At 60.2% G+C, this 16,166-nt stretch carries 15 protein-coding genes; 11 read left to right on the top strand and 4 right to left on the bottom strand.

The features are described 5' to 3' along the window. Position 1 precedes the first annotated feature (1 nt). From ACTJLB_RS14980 to ACTJLB_RS14955, 6 genes are all read left to right on the top strand, one after another. Complete coding sequence (locus ACTJLB_RS14980; RefSeq protein ID WP_440783713.1) at positions 2 to 1,210, top strand: acyl-CoA dehydrogenase family protein; 1,209 nt, start codon at positions 2 to 4, stop codon at positions 1,208 to 1,210. Beyond that, a complete protein-coding gene (locus ACTJLB_RS14975) occupies positions 1,207 to 1,650 on the top strand; it encodes an acyl-CoA thioesterase (RefSeq protein ID WP_440783712.1) in 444 nt (147 codons plus the stop codon). The genes ACTJLB_RS14980 and ACTJLB_RS14975 overlap by 4 nt, the downstream gene beginning before the upstream one ends. Further along, positions 1,647 to 2,042 (top strand): RidA family protein, encoded by a 396-nt coding sequence (locus ACTJLB_RS14970; protein WP_440783711.1) that lies wholly within the window; start codon positions 1,647 to 1,649, stop codon positions 2,040 to 2,042. Before ACTJLB_RS14975 ends, ACTJLB_RS14970 begins: the two co-directional genes overlap by 4 nt. Positions 2,043 to 2,102: 60 nt before the next feature. Next, positions 2,103 to 3,743 (top strand): AMP-binding protein, encoded by a 1,641-nt coding sequence (locus ACTJLB_RS14965; RefSeq protein WP_440783710.1) that lies wholly within the window; start codon positions 2,103 to 2,105, stop codon positions 3,741 to 3,743. A gap of 50 nt (positions 3,744 to 3,793) precedes the next feature. Next, positions 3,794 to 5,017: a dienelactone hydrolase family protein gene (locus ACTJLB_RS14960; RefSeq protein ID WP_310070231.1), complete on the top strand. Its 1,224-nt coding sequence runs from the start codon at positions 3,794 to 3,796 to the stop codon at positions 5,015 to 5,017. 82 nt (positions 5,018 to 5,099) lie between these two features. Further along, positions 5,100 to 5,771: a glutathione S-transferase family protein gene (locus ACTJLB_RS14955; RefSeq protein WP_440783821.1), complete on the top strand. Its 672-nt coding sequence runs from the start codon at positions 5,100 to 5,102 to the stop codon at positions 5,769 to 5,771. Positions 5,772 to 5,874: 103 nt separating this feature from the next. On the opposite strand, the gene ACTJLB_RS14950 is transcribed toward ACTJLB_RS14955, so the two are convergent. Next, a complete protein-coding gene (locus ACTJLB_RS14950; protein WP_027778228.1) occupies positions 5,875 to 6,135 on the bottom strand; it encodes a hypothetical protein in 261 nt (86 codons plus the stop codon). Positions 6,136 to 6,839: 704 nt separating this feature from the next. Here ACTJLB_RS14950 and ACTJLB_RS14945 point away from each other — a divergent pair. The 5 genes from ACTJLB_RS14945 (at position 6,840) to ACTJLB_RS14925 (ending at position 13,427) form a co-directional block, all read left to right on the top strand. Continuing rightward, positions 6,840 to 8,351, top strand: a complete 1,512-nt coding sequence (locus ACTJLB_RS14945) for a DHA2 family efflux MFS transporter permease subunit (protein ID WP_440783709.1) — start codon at positions 6,840 to 6,842, stop codon at positions 8,349 to 8,351. Between the two features lie 179 nt (positions 8,352 to 8,530). After that, complete coding sequence (locus ACTJLB_RS14940; protein ID WP_440783708.1) at positions 8,531 to 9,364, top strand: AraC family transcriptional regulator; 834 nt, start codon at positions 8,531 to 8,533, stop codon at positions 9,362 to 9,364. A gap of 569 nt (positions 9,365 to 9,933) precedes the next feature. Next, positions 9,934 to 12,132 carry a DUF6531 domain-containing protein gene (locus tag ACTJLB_RS14935; RefSeq protein WP_440783820.1) on the top strand — a complete coding sequence of 733 codons (2,199 nt, stop codon included), beginning with the start codon at positions 9,934 to 9,936 and terminating at the stop codon, positions 12,130 to 12,132. Between the two features lie 199 nt (positions 12,133 to 12,331). Further along, complete coding sequence (locus ACTJLB_RS14930) at positions 12,332 to 12,703, top strand: DUF6984 family protein (protein ID WP_408492043.1); 372 nt, start codon at positions 12,332 to 12,334, stop codon at positions 12,701 to 12,703. A 196-nt stretch (positions 12,704 to 12,899) separates the two neighbouring features. Continuing rightward, positions 12,900 to 13,427: an N-acetyltransferase family protein gene (locus ACTJLB_RS14925; RefSeq protein WP_440783707.1), complete on the top strand. Its 528-nt coding sequence runs from the start codon at positions 12,900 to 12,902 to the stop codon at positions 13,425 to 13,427. Here the strand turns inward: ACTJLB_RS14925 and ACTJLB_RS14920 are convergent. The 3 genes from ACTJLB_RS14920 to pdxR form a co-directional block, all read right to left on the bottom strand. Then, the gene (locus ACTJLB_RS14920) at positions 13,334 to 13,933 is read right to left on the bottom strand and encodes a flavin reductase family protein (protein ID WP_088175512.1); all 600 of its coding nucleotides are present in this window, start codon (positions 13,931 to 13,933) and stop codon (positions 13,334 to 13,336) included. The two genes, ACTJLB_RS14925 and ACTJLB_RS14920, sit on opposite strands and share 94 nt — an antisense overlap. Before the next feature lie 66 nt (positions 13,934 to 13,999). Next, complete coding sequence (locus ACTJLB_RS14915) at positions 14,000 to 14,398, bottom strand: hypothetical protein (RefSeq protein ID WP_165572601.1); 399 nt, start codon at positions 14,396 to 14,398, stop codon at positions 14,000 to 14,002. 200 nt (positions 14,399 to 14,598) lie between these two features. Beyond that, a complete protein-coding gene (gene pdxR, locus ACTJLB_RS14910; protein ID WP_440783706.1) occupies positions 14,599 to 16,110 on the bottom strand; it encodes a MocR-like pyridoxine biosynthesis transcription factor PdxR in 1,512 nt (503 codons plus the stop codon). Between the last annotated feature and the right edge of the window lie 56 nt (positions 16,111 to 16,166).

The raw sequence follows: 16,166 nt of genomic DNA, 5'->3' as shown, positions 1-16,166 counted from the left end.
GGTGAGCGCAGAAAGAGACGTTGATCTGCACAGTGCGCTCGCGTGGCCTTTTTTCGAGCCACGGCATCGCGAACTGGCTGCCGGTATAGAAGCATGGTGCCGCTCGAATCTGTCGCACATCGAACACGGCGATGTCGATTCGACCTGTCGTCAACTGGTGCGCGAACTCGGCGCCGCCGGCTGGTTGAAATATGGCGTGGGCGGCGTGGCCTATGGCGGCCACGGTGACACGATCGACACGCGCGCCGTCTGTCTGCTGCGCGAAACGCTAGCCAGGCATTCGGGTCTCGCCGACTTCGCTCTCGCGATGCAAGGGCTTGGCTCCGGTGCGATCTCGCTCGGCGGCACGCACGAACAGAAAACGCGCTACTTGCCGCGCGTGGCGAACGGCACCGCCATTGCGGCGTTCGCGTTGTCAGAACCGGAAGCCGGATCGGACGTCGCAGCAATGTCGCTCGCTGCACGCGAAGACGGTGACGCCTACGTGCTTGACGGCGACAAAACGTGGATCTCTAACGGTGGCATCGCCGATTTCTATGTGGTCTTTGCGCGCACCGGAGAAGCGCCCGGCGCGCGCGGCATCAGCGCGTTCATTGTCGATGCGGATACGCCGGGACTGGAAATCGCCGAACGCATCGACGTGATCGCGCCGCATCCGCTGGCGCGCCTGCATTTCGCAGGCGCGCGCGTGCCGCGCAGCCAGATGCTCGGCGCACCCGGCGAAGGTTTCAAGCTCGCAATGCGCACGCTCGACATTTTCCGCACGTCCGTGGCGGCTGCCTCGCTCGGCTTCGCACGACATGCGATGGCAGAAGGACTGACGCGAGCCGCATCGCGCAAGATGTTCGGTCAGACCTTGGGCGATTTTCAACTCACGCAAGCGAAGCTCGCACAAATGGCGTTGACCATAGATAGCAGTGCGCTGCTCGTGTATCGCGCGGCATGGTTGCGCGACCAGGGTGAAAACGTGACTCGCGAAGCAGCCATGGCCAAGTGGCACGCGAGCGAAGGCGCACAGCAGGTGATCGACGCCGCCGTTCAGCTTTACGGCGGCATGGGTGTGCAAAGCGGCGTCGCGGTCGAGCTGCTGTACCGCGAGATTCGCGCACTGCGCATTTACGAAGGTGCGACGGAAGTGCAGCAATTGATTGTGGGCCGCGATCTGTTGAAAGAGCATGCGGCGACAAGCGCTGGAGAACGCGCGAAATGACCACGCACTTCGAAAGGCCGGTACGTATCCGCTTCTCGCACTGCGATCCTGCGGGCATCGTATTCTTTCCGCAATATCTGGTGATGACCAATGCCCTTGTGGAAGACTGGTTCAACGAGGGTTTGCACGTCGACTACGCGCAAATGATCGGCCAGCGCCGCCTCGGCCTGCCGATCGTCAAACTGGACTGCGAGTTTTCGCGCCCGAGTCAGATGGGCGAAACAATCATGCTGACGCTAACCGTTGCCGCAATCGGCCGGCGCTCGATCACCATCGATATTCTCGGTAACTGCAACGGCGAGGCGCGGTTTAGAGCAAAGCAGGTGCTCGTCACAACCTCGCTCGAAAGCGGCCGCTCGATCGACATTCCCACCGACATCGCCGGCTCACTGGCGAAGTTCGCCCCACAGCCTGAACTCAGCGAGGCGCAACGCACATGAAACAAGCTCTTCTCCCCGCCGGCTGGGTCAAGCCGCGCGGTTATGCGAATGGCGTCGCGGCAGTCGGCACGCAAGTTTTCATTGCAGGCCAGATCGGCTGGAATGAAGAAGCGCGCTTTCAAACCTCGGACTTCGCCGGCCAGGCTATCCAGGCACTCAAGAATGTACTGGCCGTGCTGCACGAAGCGGGCGGCAGGCCAGAGCATCTTGTGCGCCTGACGTGGTACGTCACGGATAAGCGCGAGTACCTCGCTTCGTTAAAAGAAATAGGCCGTGCGTTTCGCGAGTTGATCGGCGACTACGACATCGCAATGAGTGCGGTGCAAGTGGTCGCGCTGATCGAAGACGAAGCCAAGGTCGAAATCGAAGCAACGGCAGTCATTCCGCAGTAAGGACACGCAGCCCTCGTCAACCGAAGCGCATAGAGCCGGCTTGAAACCGGGGAGACCACGATGGAACCGTCAGCACACGTCGATACTTTCGCGCGCGACAATCTTCCGCCGCAGGATCAATGGCCTGGATTTCTGCTGGACAATCCGGATGTCGCTTATCCGGCGCGTTTCAACTGCGCGACGGAACTTCTGGATAGGACGATCGAAGCGGGTCATGGCGAGCGTGCGGCTATCTGGTCGCTGGTTGACAACGAGCCGCGTGCTACGAGCTACAAAGAATTGCTTGCGATGGTCAATCGCAGCGCGCACGTACTCGTCGATGAAATGGGTTTGCAACCGGGCAATCGCATTCTGTTGCGAGGGCCAAATACATTGCAAATGGCGGTTGCTGCACTCGCCGCGCTGAAAGTGGGCCTGGTTGCCGTGCCGACCATGCCGCTGCTGCGCGCGAAGGAGTTGAAGCAGATCATTGCAAAGGCGCAAGTGAGTGCGGCGCTCTGCGATGCGCGCCTGACCGAAGAACTCGCGCGTTGCAGCGATCCGCAAGACGAATTTTATTGTGCTGAGCTAAAGCAAACGCTGCTGTTTCATGACGATGCAGTGGATTCACTCGACACGCTTGCGATCAACAAACCCGTTGACTTCGACGCATGCGATACGGCAGCCGACGACGTGTGTCTGATCGCCTTCACGAGCGGCACGACGGGCGCGCCGAAAGGCTGCATGCATTTTCATCGCGACGTGCTCGCCATGTGCGATCTGTTTCCGCGTCATGTGCTGAAGCCTTCGGCGAGCGACATATTTTGCGGCACGCCGCCGCTCGCTTTCACCTTCGGGCTCGGCGGCTTGCTGTGTTTTCCGTTGCGCGTGGGCGCGTCGACGGTATTGATCGAGAAGCTCACGCCCGAGACGTTATTGCAGACCGTCGAGCGCTTTCACGCGACCATCATGTTCACGGCGCCCACTTTCTATCGGCAGATGGCACCGCTCGTCGCGCGTCACGATGTGTCGAGCTTGCAGAAAACCGTGTCGGCCGGCGAGGCGTTGCCCGATTCGACACGGCGGCTGTGGCGCGACGCTACTGGCATCGACATGATCGACGGTATCGGCGGCACTGAGTTGATTCACATTTTTGTTTCGGCGCAGGGCGACGAGATTCGCCCCCATGCAATTGGACGCGCGGTGCCGGGCTACATCGTGCAAGCCGTGGACGACGCAATGCAACCCGTTGCGCCCGGCACGATAGGCAAGCTAGCCGTGCGCGGGCCGACAGGTTGCCGTTATCTCGCAGACGAACGGCAAATGAAATTCGTGCGCGACGGCTGGAATTTGCCGGGCGATTCGGTATATCTCGACGCGGACGGCTATGTTTTCTATCAGGCACGCGCCGACGACATGATCGTCTCAGCCGGCTACAACATTTCGGGTCCTGAGGTAGAAAGCGTTTTGCTGCAACATGAAGCGGTGGCCGAATGCGGCGTAATCGGCGTGCCGGATGAAACGCGCGGGCAAATCGTGAAGGCCTTCGTGGTGCTGAACCCCGGCTACAGCCGCGACGACAATCTCGTCGCGCAACTGCAGGACTTCGTGAAAAATACGGTGGCGCCTTACAAGTATCCACGCGTGGTCGCTTTTGTCGATTCACTGCCTCGCACGGAAACAGGCAAACTCAAGCGCTTCGAATTGCGTACGATGGCGTAGGCTCTTCCCCGCTTCCTCGCTATTACTCGCAAACTTCAGGAGACAAACGCATGGCCGGCTCTTTCATTGAAGTTGTCGCCCAGGACGGCGGCCGTTTCAACGCGTACGTTGCTCGTCCCGCGCAAGGCTCGGGCCCTGGGCTCGTTCTGTTGCAGGAAATCTTCGGCGTCAACGACACCATGAAGGCGACGGCCGACCGCTTCGCCGAGGAAGGCTACGTGGTGCTGGTGCCCGATCTCTTCTGGCGGATAAAGCCAGGCATCGAACTGGGTTATGACGAAGCCGACATGAAGCAGGCGCTCGCCTACCTGAATCAGTTCGACACTAATCTGGCGGTGGACGATATCGCGGCCACCATTGCCGCACTGCGCGCGATGCCCGAGCAGGCCGGCAAGGTCGGCGCAGTCGGGTACTGCCTGGGCGGCAAGCTCGCGTTCCTGAGCGCGGCGCGCACCGACGTTGATTGCGCAGTGAGCTACTACGGCGTGGGTCTCGATGCCTATCTGGACGAAGTGCCGGCCGTGCGCTGCCCTATGGTGTTTCATTTCCCCGAAAACGACGCGCTCTGTCCGCCGGAAACTCGCGAACGAATCAGCGCCGCATTGCGCGCACGTCCGCAAATCGAGCAGTATGTGTACCCCGGTTGCGACCATGCGTTTGCGGCACCGGCGCGTCCACAATACGACAAGCCCGCAGCAATGATGGCGTATTCGCGAACGCTTGCGCTACTGCGCAAAGTGCTGGGACCGGTCTACGATCTGAACGCGCTGTGGGAGGCGCATTGCTATCACGAGTTCGCCACGCGCGACGTGGAAGCGGTCATGCCCACAATGGTCGCGCAGCCTTACGTCAATCACGTGCCGACCATGACAGGCGGTGTCGGCCACGACAACCTCAAGCGGTTCTATACGCATCACTTCGTCAACTCGAATCCGGCTGATACAAAGCTGATTCCGATTTCGCGGACCATCGGCGCAGATCGCATCGTCGACGAATTCATTTTCAGCTGCACGCATGACTGTGAAATCGACTGGCTGTTGCCAGGCGTTGCGCCAACGGGAAAATATTTCGAGGTGCCGATGCTCGCGGTCGTGTGCTTCCGCGGCGACAAGCTTTATAACGAGCACATCTATTGGGATCAGGCTAGCGTGCTCGTGCAGGTGGGCCTGCTCGATCCGAAAGGACTGCCCGTGGCCGGCATTGAAAGCGCGCGCAAATTGCTGGACGAAACGTTACCTTCGAACGAATTAATGGGAAGCAAGTCGCGAGTATGACCAGGTCGGCAAGCTGCTAGAGGCCTGCCTCTGCGCAATATCCTTATGATGTGACGTTCCATTGGCCACCATCTATCGACCCATGCCGACCGTCCATCATTTGAATAACTCCCGCTCGCAACGCGTCTTGTGGCTGCTCGAAGAACTCGGCGTGCCGTACGAGGTGAAGCGTTACGAGCGCGATCCAAAAACCATGCTCGCGCCGCCCGAGTTACGCGCGGTGCATCCGCTCGGCAAATCGCCCGTCATTACCGATGACGGGCAGACCATTGCAGAGTCAGGCGCGATTGTCGAGTATCTGGTGGAGAAGTATGGGCAGGGGCGTTTCGCGCCCGCGCAAGGCACGCCTGAGCGTTTGCGTTACACGTACTGGCTGCATTACGCGGAAGGCTCGGCAATGCCGCCGTTGCTGCTCAAGCTGATTGCAGGGCGCATCGCGAGTGCGCCGATGCCTTTCTTTGCGAAGCCGATTGCGCGCAAGATCGCGGCTACGCTGCAAACAGGTTTTGTCGACCCGCAATTGAAGCTGCATTTTGGGTATATCGAGAAGGAATTGACAAAGAGCCCGTGGTTCGCCGGCAGTGAGTTCACGGCCGCCGACGTACAGATGAGTTTCCCGCTCGAAGCGGCTACTGCGCGCGGCGGAATGGCATGGCCGGCGGTCACCGCGTTCTTGCAGCGGATCCATGCGCGGCCCGCATATCAGCGGGCGCTGGAGCGCGGTGGGGAGTATGGGATTGTGGGTGGGGGATGAGCGGGTGACGCCTCGGCGGGATCGATAGAAGGAGGGGCCAAGTTGTTCTTGGCCCCTCCCAGTCCGCGTGGTTTCAAGTCATCCTATTCGCGGCTACTTGCGGCTATTCGATTGGATCTTTAGTAATGTTCATGTATTGCTCGATAGCGGGTTGACCAAGTGCGATCAGAGCCAGCATTGCCGCACCGAGCCGTCGCGCGAATGCATCGTCAAGGTTAAATTTGTGCTCGTCGAGCAGAACAGGAATTTCGAGCGAGCCTGCCACGACAGACGTTAGTTTGGCTCGATCAATGGCCTGTAAGGAGAACTCTTGACGGTCTTCGAGGTAGGTCAGCACTACAGAATATGGTGGATGGTTAGCCATTAATAACCTCTACATTCTTGATAGATTTGACATGCCTTTTGCTTGCACAGAGCGATGGCTCGCGCTCCTCCCATGTACGGCGCTATCGCATTGCACATTGACATGTGAGCATCATACTGCGCGAAGCACTCGCTTTCATGAGCTTCTCTCCCACTACATTTAACCATCCCCCGCCGTCGCCTCCGGCCGCGAACAGCGCACTATAAGGCGGCGACCGCTTAGCAGAAGCCGACAAGTCCGGCACTAGGCTTGGATTGTTATGGCCGGTGTCGACGTAGCAACTGTTAAGGAGATTTGAATATGTTTACATCCGACAACTCTTAAGACTACGGTCAGCTTGCACTCGATTGGAACCAGCCCGCCATTCACCCCTTCTCTGCGTGAGAAGTTGCGTGCGTACCTGTCGTGATTCCCGGCAACGTTAGGAAAATTGCAGAATCGGCGACTTGTGTCTGAGTCCATCTCAAGGCAGCGTGGACATCAAAAGAAAGTCCACCCGCCCAGGAATTCGTAGTTGTGACGCAAAACTCGCGAGTGCTAAACTAAAAAACCCCTCGCCCTCGACAACTTGCCAATTGCTTGATCAACATCGGGTTGATCAACATCGCGCCGGGCCGTGGGCCCGTCCGGCATCGCATTGAAACGGCCCACCTATGCTCGAAGCCGCCGGCAATTTCAAACGACCGCGGCTCAGGAGTTCTCGCATGACCCATTCCATTCACGGCAACAAACGCTGGCTCGCGCTGATCGTGCTGTGCCTCGGTGTGCTGATGATCGTGCTGGATACGACAATCGTAAACGTCGCGTTGCCGTCCATCGCTGCGGATCTCGGCTTCACGGAAACGTCGCTCGTGTGGGTCGTCAACGCGTACATGCTGACCTTCGGCGGCTGTCTGCTGTTGGGCGGACGGCTCGGCGATCTGTACGGTCATCGCAGACTGTTTCTCGGCGGCATCACGCTGTTCACCGTGGCATCCCTCGCGTGCGGCCTCGCAAACTCGCAGATTTTGCTCGTGTGCGCGCGCGCCGTACAAGGGTTGGGCGGCGCTATCGTGTCCGCGGTGTCGCTGTCGCTCATCATGAATCTGTTCACCGAGCCCGGCGAACGCGCGAAGGCGATGGGCGTCTATGGCTTCGTCTGCGCGGGCGGCGGCAGCATCGGCGTGTTGCTCGGCGGTCTGCTGACCAATCTGCTCAGCTGGCATTGGATCTTTCTCGTCAATCTGCCGATCGGCGTTGCCGTGTACGCGTTGTGCGTCGCGCTGCTGCCTTCCGAGCGGGGTCACGCGCACGGCGAGCGGCTCGACGTGGCCGGCGCGGTCACGGTCACCGTTTCGCTGATGCTAGCCGTGTACGCAGTGGTCAACGGCAATGAAGCCGGCTGGACTTCGGGTCAAACGCTTGGCTTGCTGCTCGTTGCGCTCGCGTTGCTTGCGGCGTTTCTCATCATCGAATCACGCGTTCAACATCCGCTGATGCCGCTCGGCCTGTTCCGTCTGCGTAACGTAGCCACCGCGAATGTCGTCGGCGTACTGTGGGCGGCCGCGATGTTCGCGTGGTTCTTCATTTCCGCGCTTTACTTGCAGCGCGTGCTTGGCTATCGACCGCTGCAAGTCGGGCTCGCATTTTTGCCCGCCAATCTCATCATGGCGTTCTTCTCGCTGGGCCTGTCGGCGCGTGTGGTGATGCGCTTCGGTTTGCGTATTCCTCTCGCGGTGGGCCTGCTTGTTGCCGCGTGCGGTCTCGCGCTGTTCGCGCGCGCACCTGTGGGCGGCAGCTTCGTGCTCGATGTGCTGCCGGGCATGATGCTGCTTGGCTTCGGCGCGGGCATCGCCTTCAACCCGATGCTGCTCGCCGCAATGAGCGACGTCGATCCCGCCGACTCGGGACTCGCGTCGGGCATCGTCAATACGTCGTTCATGATGGGCGGCGCACTCGGCCTCGCGGTACTCGCGAGTCTCGCGGCCGCACGCAGCGGTGACTTGCTGGCGACGCAAAACGCGCTCGCCGCGCTCAACAGCGGCTATCACGTGGCGTTTGCCTTCGGCGCCATTTTCGCGGCGGCGGCAGGCGCGATCGGCGGTGCGATGTTGCGCGCGGGACGGCCAGGCGGTGCGGACGCCACTACACATACGGACGCGGAGGAAGCGCACGGCGCGTCCTCCGTCGGGCGGCCTCGTCCTACGGGCAATACGGCGGCGACGGAGAACGTCTGATCGACATGCGCGCGCGGCGCTGGCTGTTAGTGTGGACTGGTCGCTTTGCACGCGCTCGTGGCATCGGTCACGCAGCCTGCGTCGAGTAGTCGTTTGCATCGATTGCGAAACCGCAAGCACGATCAAATGCCCGCGTTTGCGGCTGGCTATGCTGGTTTCATGCTGACATGAGAGCTGCTATGAATCCGGTTGGAAAAGCGCTGTGGTTTATCGAAAGCCACTTTGCCGACGAACTCACGCTCGACGACATCGCGCACTGTGCATGCGTGTCGCGCTTTCACCTTGCGCGTGCTTTCGAAGCAGCGACCGGCGCGCCGGTCATGCGCTACGTGCGCGGGCGTCGCCTGAGCGAGGCCGCCCGGCGACTCGCGAATGGTGCGCCGGACATACTGACGGTTGCTGTCGACGCTGGCTACGGTTCTCACGAAGCATTCACGCGCGCGTTTCGCGAGCAATTCGGGCTCACGCCCGAGGCGCTGCGCGCGCGTGGTCATCTCGACAATCTTGTCATCGTGGAGCCGATCAAAATGGACGAAACCCTTCTTACGCGTCTGGAGCCGCCGCGCTTTGAGGACGGCAGGGCGTTTCTCGTCGCGGGTCTGAGCGCGCGCTATACGTGCGAGAGCGCGGCCGCGATTCCATCGCAATGGCAACGCTTTAACGCGTATTTCGGCAAAGTGCCGGGCCAGGTGGGCAACGTCGCGTATGGCGTCTGCTACAACGCGGACGACGCCGGCAACATCGACTACCTGTGCGGCGTGGAAGTCAGCGACTTCGCTTCATTGCCCGGCGAGTTCAGTCGTTTGCGCATTGCGGCGAACAGGTATGCGGTGTTCAGTCATCGCGAGCATGTGTCGACGGTGCGGCGCACCTGGAACACAATCTGGAACAAGTGGCTGCCGGCGTCGGGACACCTTCCCGCCGATGCGCCCAACTTCGAGCGCTACGACGAGAAGTTTGATCCGGTTAGTGGAATGGGCGGGTTTGAGATATGGTTGCCTTTGAAGGGGTGATCGAAGTCGCTCCGTAAATGGAGCGCGTCATGCGGGCTTTGTGTTCCTGCCCGCCTTTGCCTTTTGCGGCGCGGCCGCTGGCGGACTCGCAAGCTCTACTATCAACGTTGCGGCGTTTTTCACGCATGATGGCTTGCGGCATTCTCCGTCTGCCGCGGCCTCGGACGCGCCGCCTTTCTGCGATGCGTCCGCCAGCAGGTTCGCCGCATGGCGCGCAGTCGTGCGCCTCTGCGGGACGCCCTGCGCATCCAATGCGATAACCTCGAACAGCTCGCGGTCGCACTCAAGTTCACGCTGATATCGCTCTGCTGTGCCCCCCAACAATCCGGGTAGCTCCTGGCGACGCTGACGCTCGTCCCGCGCTATTGCAGGATTTCCACATATTGCGGGACGCAAGTGTGATCGGTGTGTCCGATTGAGTCAGACGTCTGCCTTTTTCCCGCACTTTTCGTAGACCGAACGACTTCCCGCGAGACCCAAAGCCATTTTTGGACTTGTCGGATTTTCATGCCTTCAAATCCCTTATAGCCTGCTTGCGCTTCCCACCACTGACCAAAAAAAGGAAAACGATGAAAAACTGCTGGGATACGCTTGGGCTCGCCGGCATAAGAGCTCGCCTGGTGGCTGCATTCATAATGCTCATGGTCGCAACGGGAGCAAGCGCAGATGGCGGCGATGGAGTCTGTGCTCCTCTCTATGTCAGATCTGGCGCCATACAAGGGTCTTCGACATGTTTTGCCAACGCGTGGGGCAACACCCCCATCAATCTCTCAAATCACTATTGCGTTAACGAGCCGTCCCGGATCACCAGGTGGTGCGGCACGCCGCCCGACGACGCAAGTGGAGACAATAGCTGCCCGGTAGCCGATCCGGTCTATCCGAGTTCGGGTTCGACAACCATCAAAGAAGTCGACTTCCACAGCGGGGACGACAGACCCTTTGTCCTCAGCAGGACCTACCGAGCTCGTCCTGTTATGCGAACGGATTCCGGCTTCGGCTCACTTTGGGTTCATAACTGGCAGCGTCAGTTGAATGTCGCAGATGCTAACGGTACTACCCCCAAGGTCACTGCCTACCGCGGCGATGCGAACCCTCTGGCTTTCAACAAAGTCTCCGGCGGATGGCGTTCCGTAGACGGAATGCCGCTATCACTGATCCAGGGTTCCTCATCGTGGACGCTCCAGGACTTGACCAACGGTTCCCGCGAGGTTTATTCGTCGCAAGGTGTCTTGTTGTCTGTAACGGAACACGACGGCAGGACGACAACACTTACGTATAGCGATGCCAATACCTCGGCATCTATTGCGCCGGCCAATGGCCTATTGGTCGCGATTTCAGATCATGCACCAGGGTCGAATCCGTACTATGACCTTGTCATTCGTTTGACCTACGATCCGAAGTGGCGCATTGCTCAAATCACGGATCCAAACGGCAACGTTACACAATATAGCTACGATGGCTACAACAACCTTGTATCTGTGAGTTGGCCGGATGGAACCGTCCGCCGCTATGCTTATGAAGACCCTCGCTTCACGAGCGCTCTAAATGGTGTGTTAGACGAAACAGGCACGCGTGTAGCAACTTGGACGTACGACCCGACGGGGCGTGCGACCTCTGTAACGCACACGAATGCGCAGCGGAACGTGGCTTTCTCGTATGGCCAGAATGCGTCGACGATCACTACCAGTCAGCGCGCGACGATGTTGAACTTTGCCACATTCGGCGGAATGCTACGCGCGACAGGGAGCGACGCCGGATACAGCATGGGCTGGGATGCCGGGGGAAAGCTGGCCAACGAGGCCGCGCCTTACGGCAAGAATGTTCTGTACAAGTACGATGACAACTATCGTCCTATCCAGTCCGTGTCAACCAGCAGCGCTGGCGGAATATCCATTACTTCAGTGACCTACGCCGACCCGGTCAGTCTGCGCCCCTATATGGTCGCAACCCCGGGATGGCTACGTACGTTTGTATACGACGCGAACGGGAATCTTACCGGGCTCAGCGAAAGGCCGACCACTGATGCGACAGGGGAGGCCGGATTCTCGGCAAGCTTGGCCGAAGGGTCCACACTGACGTACGGCATGGCGTACGACACGTCAAATCGGTTGATCTTCGCTCAACGCTATGACAACGGTGAGCGGACAGGAGAATGGGGAATAACGCAAGATGCCACCGGAAACCTTCGCTCGATAAACGATAGGATTACCGGAAACATACTAGCGATCACTCTTAGAGATTCAGCACACCGGGTCATTCAGTTCAGTAGCCCAAGCTTTGTTGCGAATCCTTATTACGATGCTCGCGGACGATTGGTCGGGTTCAATTACTATGAGGACGCTAGTCCAAGCAACGATAACGTCAAACGTGCGCTGAGGGTAGGCTATAGCTATGCGGCGGACGGCGCGCTAACCGCACGCACGGGCACTGTGTCGACCAACCTCGGCCCCGACCTGGCGATCAGTGATGATGAAATTGATTCGTGGTTGGAACGCCTGGAATCGGGCATTTTGCCTGCTTCGCCGACGCCAACCGTTCTCAGCATTGTCAAACGTTTGGGCTACGAGCAGGAGATTGGACTGCAGCCGGTATGCCCTGAATGCATCATGTTTTCTGGGGCGCGTTTCGCTTGGGATCTCTTTCAACTTGCCCGCGACCCAATGTGGGTCAACAAGCAAGGTATCCCGCGGGCGACTGAGGCGAAACAATGTAAACCAACCGGCGCCACCGAAGCTGGCGCCATAGTATCAAAAGGCAGCACTATATAAAACGCGCAGTCAGGGACGGTATGAACCTTGACCATGCGGAGGCACAGGTCGCCGACGAAATCAGTGCGATGAGATCAGATTTAGTCCCTGATACAAACACAATCAAGCAGATTACCGTCGATGGTCTACCTGTAGAATTTAGAGCTTACATGCGAGCCGACGGTCAGATCAGTGTTGGAACAATCTTTGTGGTGCATTGATGCTTCGAGAACTAACCGAGAACGAAAAAACCTTCATCAGGCTTATTGCCGCTCGGCTCCCGCCCGCGGAAAGAATGGAGCTTCTTTCCGACATGGCGAACGTTCACGCGGAGCCGCAGCTTGAGGACGAGTCTCTGATCCTGTTCCACATCGACGGCTACGAACGGCCTCCTCATATCGGTCAGCACACTTTCCCATTTGAGGGAAGGCTGGCTGATGCGGATGGCGAACCTGTCTGCGTCTTGCTGTTTGCGGACCCGGCGAACCGGCTCTTGGAGCTTGAGTTCATCCGTTGGGCGGACGGCGAATTGCAAGGCCCAGACTGGACCACATTGCAAATAGTCGAAAAGCCTTCACCGGTCAAAGGGTAGCCGCGAGCCTCGGACTTTGGTGCACGTTTCACCTTAGTCCGAGCCCGCCGAGCAAAATTGCTTGGCCGGGCGGTTTGTCGAATGTGGGGTAATTGGTAAGACTGTGAATGGGTTAGGACGCGCTCAATCCGCGGACTACGCATCCCGGCTAAACTTCAACTTTCTGACCCAAACAGCCGCATCCGCGCACCCACCCTTGACCATCCGAATCCGCCCCGCCATCGCCGCCGACGCCCCGCTCATCCTCAACTTCATCACCGAACTCGCGATATACGAAAAGGCTGAGCACGAAGTCGTCGCCACCGTGCAAGACATCGAAGCGAGCCTCTTCTCCCCCGCAGCCACGGCCACCGCGCTGATCTGCGAAATGAACGGCGAGCCGATCGGCTTTTGCGTCTATTTCTTCTCCTACTCGACGTGGCTCGGCAAAAAAGGCCTGTATCTGGAAGACCTGTACGTATCGCCGAAATCGCGCGGCAGCGGCGCCGGCAAACAGATGCTGCGCCACCTCGCGCGCATCGCATGCGAGACCGGCTGTGGCCGCTTCGAATGGAGCGTGCTCGACTGGAATGCGCCCGCAATCGGCTTCTATGAATCGATCGGCGCGAGCGCGCAAAGCGAATGGGTTCGTTACCGGCTCGCCGGCGACGCGCTCAGAGCATTTGCCGAAGGTGAAACTTCGAACGCGTCGCCCGTGGCGAAAAACGTCCCGCCGGCGACGTAATGGCAGGTGCGAAGATCGGGATCGTCGCCGAAATGCCAACGGTTGTTCGAGTACACACGGCTGTCGGCATAGGCGGCCACCACTTCGCCGATAATCAGATCGTGCCGCTGGCTATCGTCGGGAATCACCTTGCATTCCATCCACGTGATGCAACCGGCCAGCATCGGCACGTCGATTTTTTCCGCAGAGAACGTTTCGAGTTCGAAGGCCGAAAACTTGTCGAGTTCCAGCCCAGCGTTGGTGCCGACGGCAAGCGTCTGCGCGGCGAACTTGCGGCTCGGCAGTTGTAGACCGAACACACCGCTTGCTTCGATCAATTGCCGGGTCAGCGTGCGGCTGTCCACCACGACCACTACCTTCGGCGGATCGAAGTCGAGCGGCATCGCCCATGAAGCCGCCATGACGTTCGAGCGGCCCTCGTGCGCGCTCGTGATAATGGTGACCGGTCCATGATTGAGTAACTGCGTGGCGCGTGGCAATGCCACCGGTTCCCGCGTAACTTTCATACTTTGTTTTGCCCGAAGGTCTGATCTGTCAGGGCGGCAACCCATGAGCCGCCGCCCTCGCATGCATCAATGCGGCGCTTTTCCGTTGGGAACGGCGTCCACCGGTTTGTGCTGCTCTTCGCCGAGCCCCGGGAAGAACGCGTTCCATGCGGCTCGTACGCCGTTCGCCGCGGTGGCCTCGGCGTCGATGTGTTCGTCTGCGCCTTTGGCGTCGGCATCACCGGCGGCTTCGTCCCCGTCGGTCACTGCTTTGGCCTCGTCTTCTGCGCCCTCACCCGCCTGCGATGGATCGGCGGAAAGCCCGCGCCAGTGCGTGAACTCATCGTCCGGCTTCTCGGTCCACTCGCCCTTGCCGAATTTGGCAAATGCCGTGTCCCCGCTCGCCAATTGCACCTCGTACCAGCCGTCGCGCGCGGGCAAGTCAGCGGCCAGTTCAAACCACGGGGTCGGTTCGATTTCCTTCATGTCATCTCCAATCGGATAAATCGTCATAGAAAACCACACCAAAGGGATGCTTCATGCCCGGACTGCGCAGCCGTCCGGCGACGCGCACCAGACGGCGCGCGGAACATGATGCGGGCGCTCCGTCGATATCGCCTCGTCGCAACCGCCACGCATAAACGACACGATAGCGCGACATGGGCCGCGCGGACAAACGCTAAAACTCAGGCCCGGCGCCGACGCGGTTTTTCCATGCCGGCAGCAAGCTCGGACAGGGTCCGCACGGCCGGTGCGAGTTCCTCCGCGGAGGTATTGCCATAGCCGATCACAAGGCCGTTCGTGCCGGCGTGCGGCTCGAGCGCGAATCCGGACAGCGCACGCGGACTTAGCCCATTCGCGAGTGCGCGTGGGATAAGCGCCTGATCGTCGATGCCCGGCGGCATACGAAGTGTCAAATGCATGCCGCAATCGCCGCCCAATATCTCCGACGACGCGAAGTGTTCGCTAAGCGCTTCGCGCAGTGCCTGCTGCCGCTCACGATATAGCCGTCGCATGCGGCCAAGATGCCGCCCGAATTCGCCGCTCTCCATGAAATGCGCGAGCGCAAGCTGTTCCAGCCGATGCCCGCCACGCAGCATTTCACACAAGGCTCCCTCGACGTGCGCGGCAATCGCCGGCGGCAACACGACGAAGCCGATGCGCAGCGCCGGGAACATCGTCTTGCTGAACGAGCCGACGTAGAGAACCGGCGCGTCGTCGACGAGTCCCTGCATGCTCGCAATCGGTTCCCCGGCGTAGCGGAACTCGCCGTCGTAATCGTCCTCGATCACCCACGCGCCGCAGCGGCGCGCCTCGGCGATTAATTCCAGCCGCCGCGCTACCGACAACACCGCGCCCGTCGGATACTGGTGTGCGGGCGACGTATAGATCAGTTTCGGCGGATGCGCGCGCCAGGCGCCGGACGGCACGCACATGCCTTCCGCGTCGACGGGCATGGGCACCGTTGCCAGATCGCCCTGGTTGAACGCCGCCTTCGCGCCGCGATAACCGGGGTCCTCGATCCACGCGACATCGCCGGGATTCGTGAAGAGGCGCACGCAAAGGTTCAGCGCTTCCTGCGCGCCTTCGGTGATCACTACCTGCGAGCCTTCGCAGCGCACCCCGCGCGCCATCCGCAAATGCGCGGCGATGGCGTCGCGCAACGCAGGCTCACCCGCTGGCGTACCGTAGCCGAGCGCGAGCGGCAACGCGCGCTCCATCGAACGTTCTAGCGCGCGCCGCCATGCGGCCAACGGGAAGCGGTCCAGCGCCGGTGTACCGGGCGTGAGCGGCAACGCAGCATCCACAGGCGTGCGCGTCGCCGTGAACTGGCCTACGCGGGCCGCGTAGGCGACTTTCGGCGGAGCAGATCGTGCGGGCGGCTCGGCACGCGCGGCGCGGCTCGACAGCGGGCTTACCCGCGTGCCCTTCTTGTCCGCCACCACATAACCCACTGCCGCCAGGTGCTCATAGGCAATGACCACGGTGTTGCGCGACACGCCCATTTCCGCCGAAAGCAGTCGCGACGACGGCAGCAGCGACCCGGCCGGCAAGCGCCCGCCGAGAATCGCCTGCTGCAAACGCTCGATCAACTGCTTCTGCAGCGGCGCGGGCTTCTGCGCGTCGCCGATACCGGCGCCAGCCGCGAGCCCGCGGTTCGGGGCTGTGTGAGCAAGCGGGCCAATAATCTCGATCATGGACGGCTGGACCTATCAGATACGGTTCTTGTGGATCTTTTTAACATACCACGATT

It is taken from the genome of Paraburkholderia sp. 22098, from assembly GCF_052045935.1.
Lineage (GTDB): Bacteria > Pseudomonadota > Gammaproteobacteria > Burkholderiales > Burkholderiaceae > Paraburkholderia > Paraburkholderia caledonica.
This window is presented reverse-complemented; position numbering and strand designations above follow the sequence as displayed.

Bases quoted from the DNA above. Each gene is read 5' to 3' on its own strand.
- ACTJLB_RS14930 (WP_408492043.1), top strand. From the start codon at position 12,332: ATGCTTCGAGAACTAACCGAGAACGAAAAAACCTTCATCAGGCTTATT.
- ACTJLB_RS14970 (WP_440783711.1), top strand. From the start codon at position 1,647: ATGAAACAAGCTCTTCTCCCCGCCGGCTGGGTCAAGCCGCGCGGTTAT.
- ACTJLB_RS14965 (WP_440783710.1), top strand. From the start codon at position 2,103: ATGGAACCGTCAGCACACGTCGATACTTTCGCGCGCGACAATCTTCCG.
- ACTJLB_RS14975 (WP_440783712.1), top strand. From the start codon at position 1,207: ATGACCACGCACTTCGAAAGGCCGGTACGTATCCGCTTCTCGCACTGC.
- ACTJLB_RS14950 (WP_027778228.1), bottom strand. From the start codon at position 6,135: ATGGCTAACCATCCACCATATTCTGTAGTGCTGACCTACCTCGAAGAC.
- ACTJLB_RS14915 (WP_165572601.1), bottom strand. From the start codon at position 14,398: ATGAAGGAAATCGAACCGACCCCGTGGTTTGAACTGGCCGCTGACTTG.
- ACTJLB_RS14945 (WP_440783709.1), top strand. From the start codon at position 6,840: ATGACCCATTCCATTCACGGCAACAAACGCTGGCTCGCGCTGATCGTG.
- ACTJLB_RS14960 (WP_310070231.1), top strand. From the start codon at position 3,794: ATGGCCGGCTCTTTCATTGAAGTTGTCGCCCAGGACGGCGGCCGTTTC.
- ACTJLB_RS14935 (WP_440783820.1), top strand. From the start codon at position 9,934: ATGAAAAACTGCTGGGATACGCTTGGGCTCGCCGGCATAAGAGCTCGC.
- ACTJLB_RS14920 (WP_088175512.1), bottom strand. From the start codon at position 13,933: ATGAAAGTTACGCGGGAACCGGTGGCATTGCCACGCGCCACGCAGTTA.
- pdxR (WP_440783706.1), bottom strand. From the start codon at position 16,110: ATGATCGAGATTATTGGCCCGCTTGCTCACACAGCCCCGAACCGCGGG.
- ACTJLB_RS14940 (WP_440783708.1), top strand. From the start codon at position 8,531: ATGAATCCGGTTGGAAAAGCGCTGTGGTTTATCGAAAGCCACTTTGCC.
- ACTJLB_RS14955 (WP_440783821.1), top strand. From the start codon at position 5,100: ATGCCGACCGTCCATCATTTGAATAACTCCCGCTCGCAACGCGTCTTG.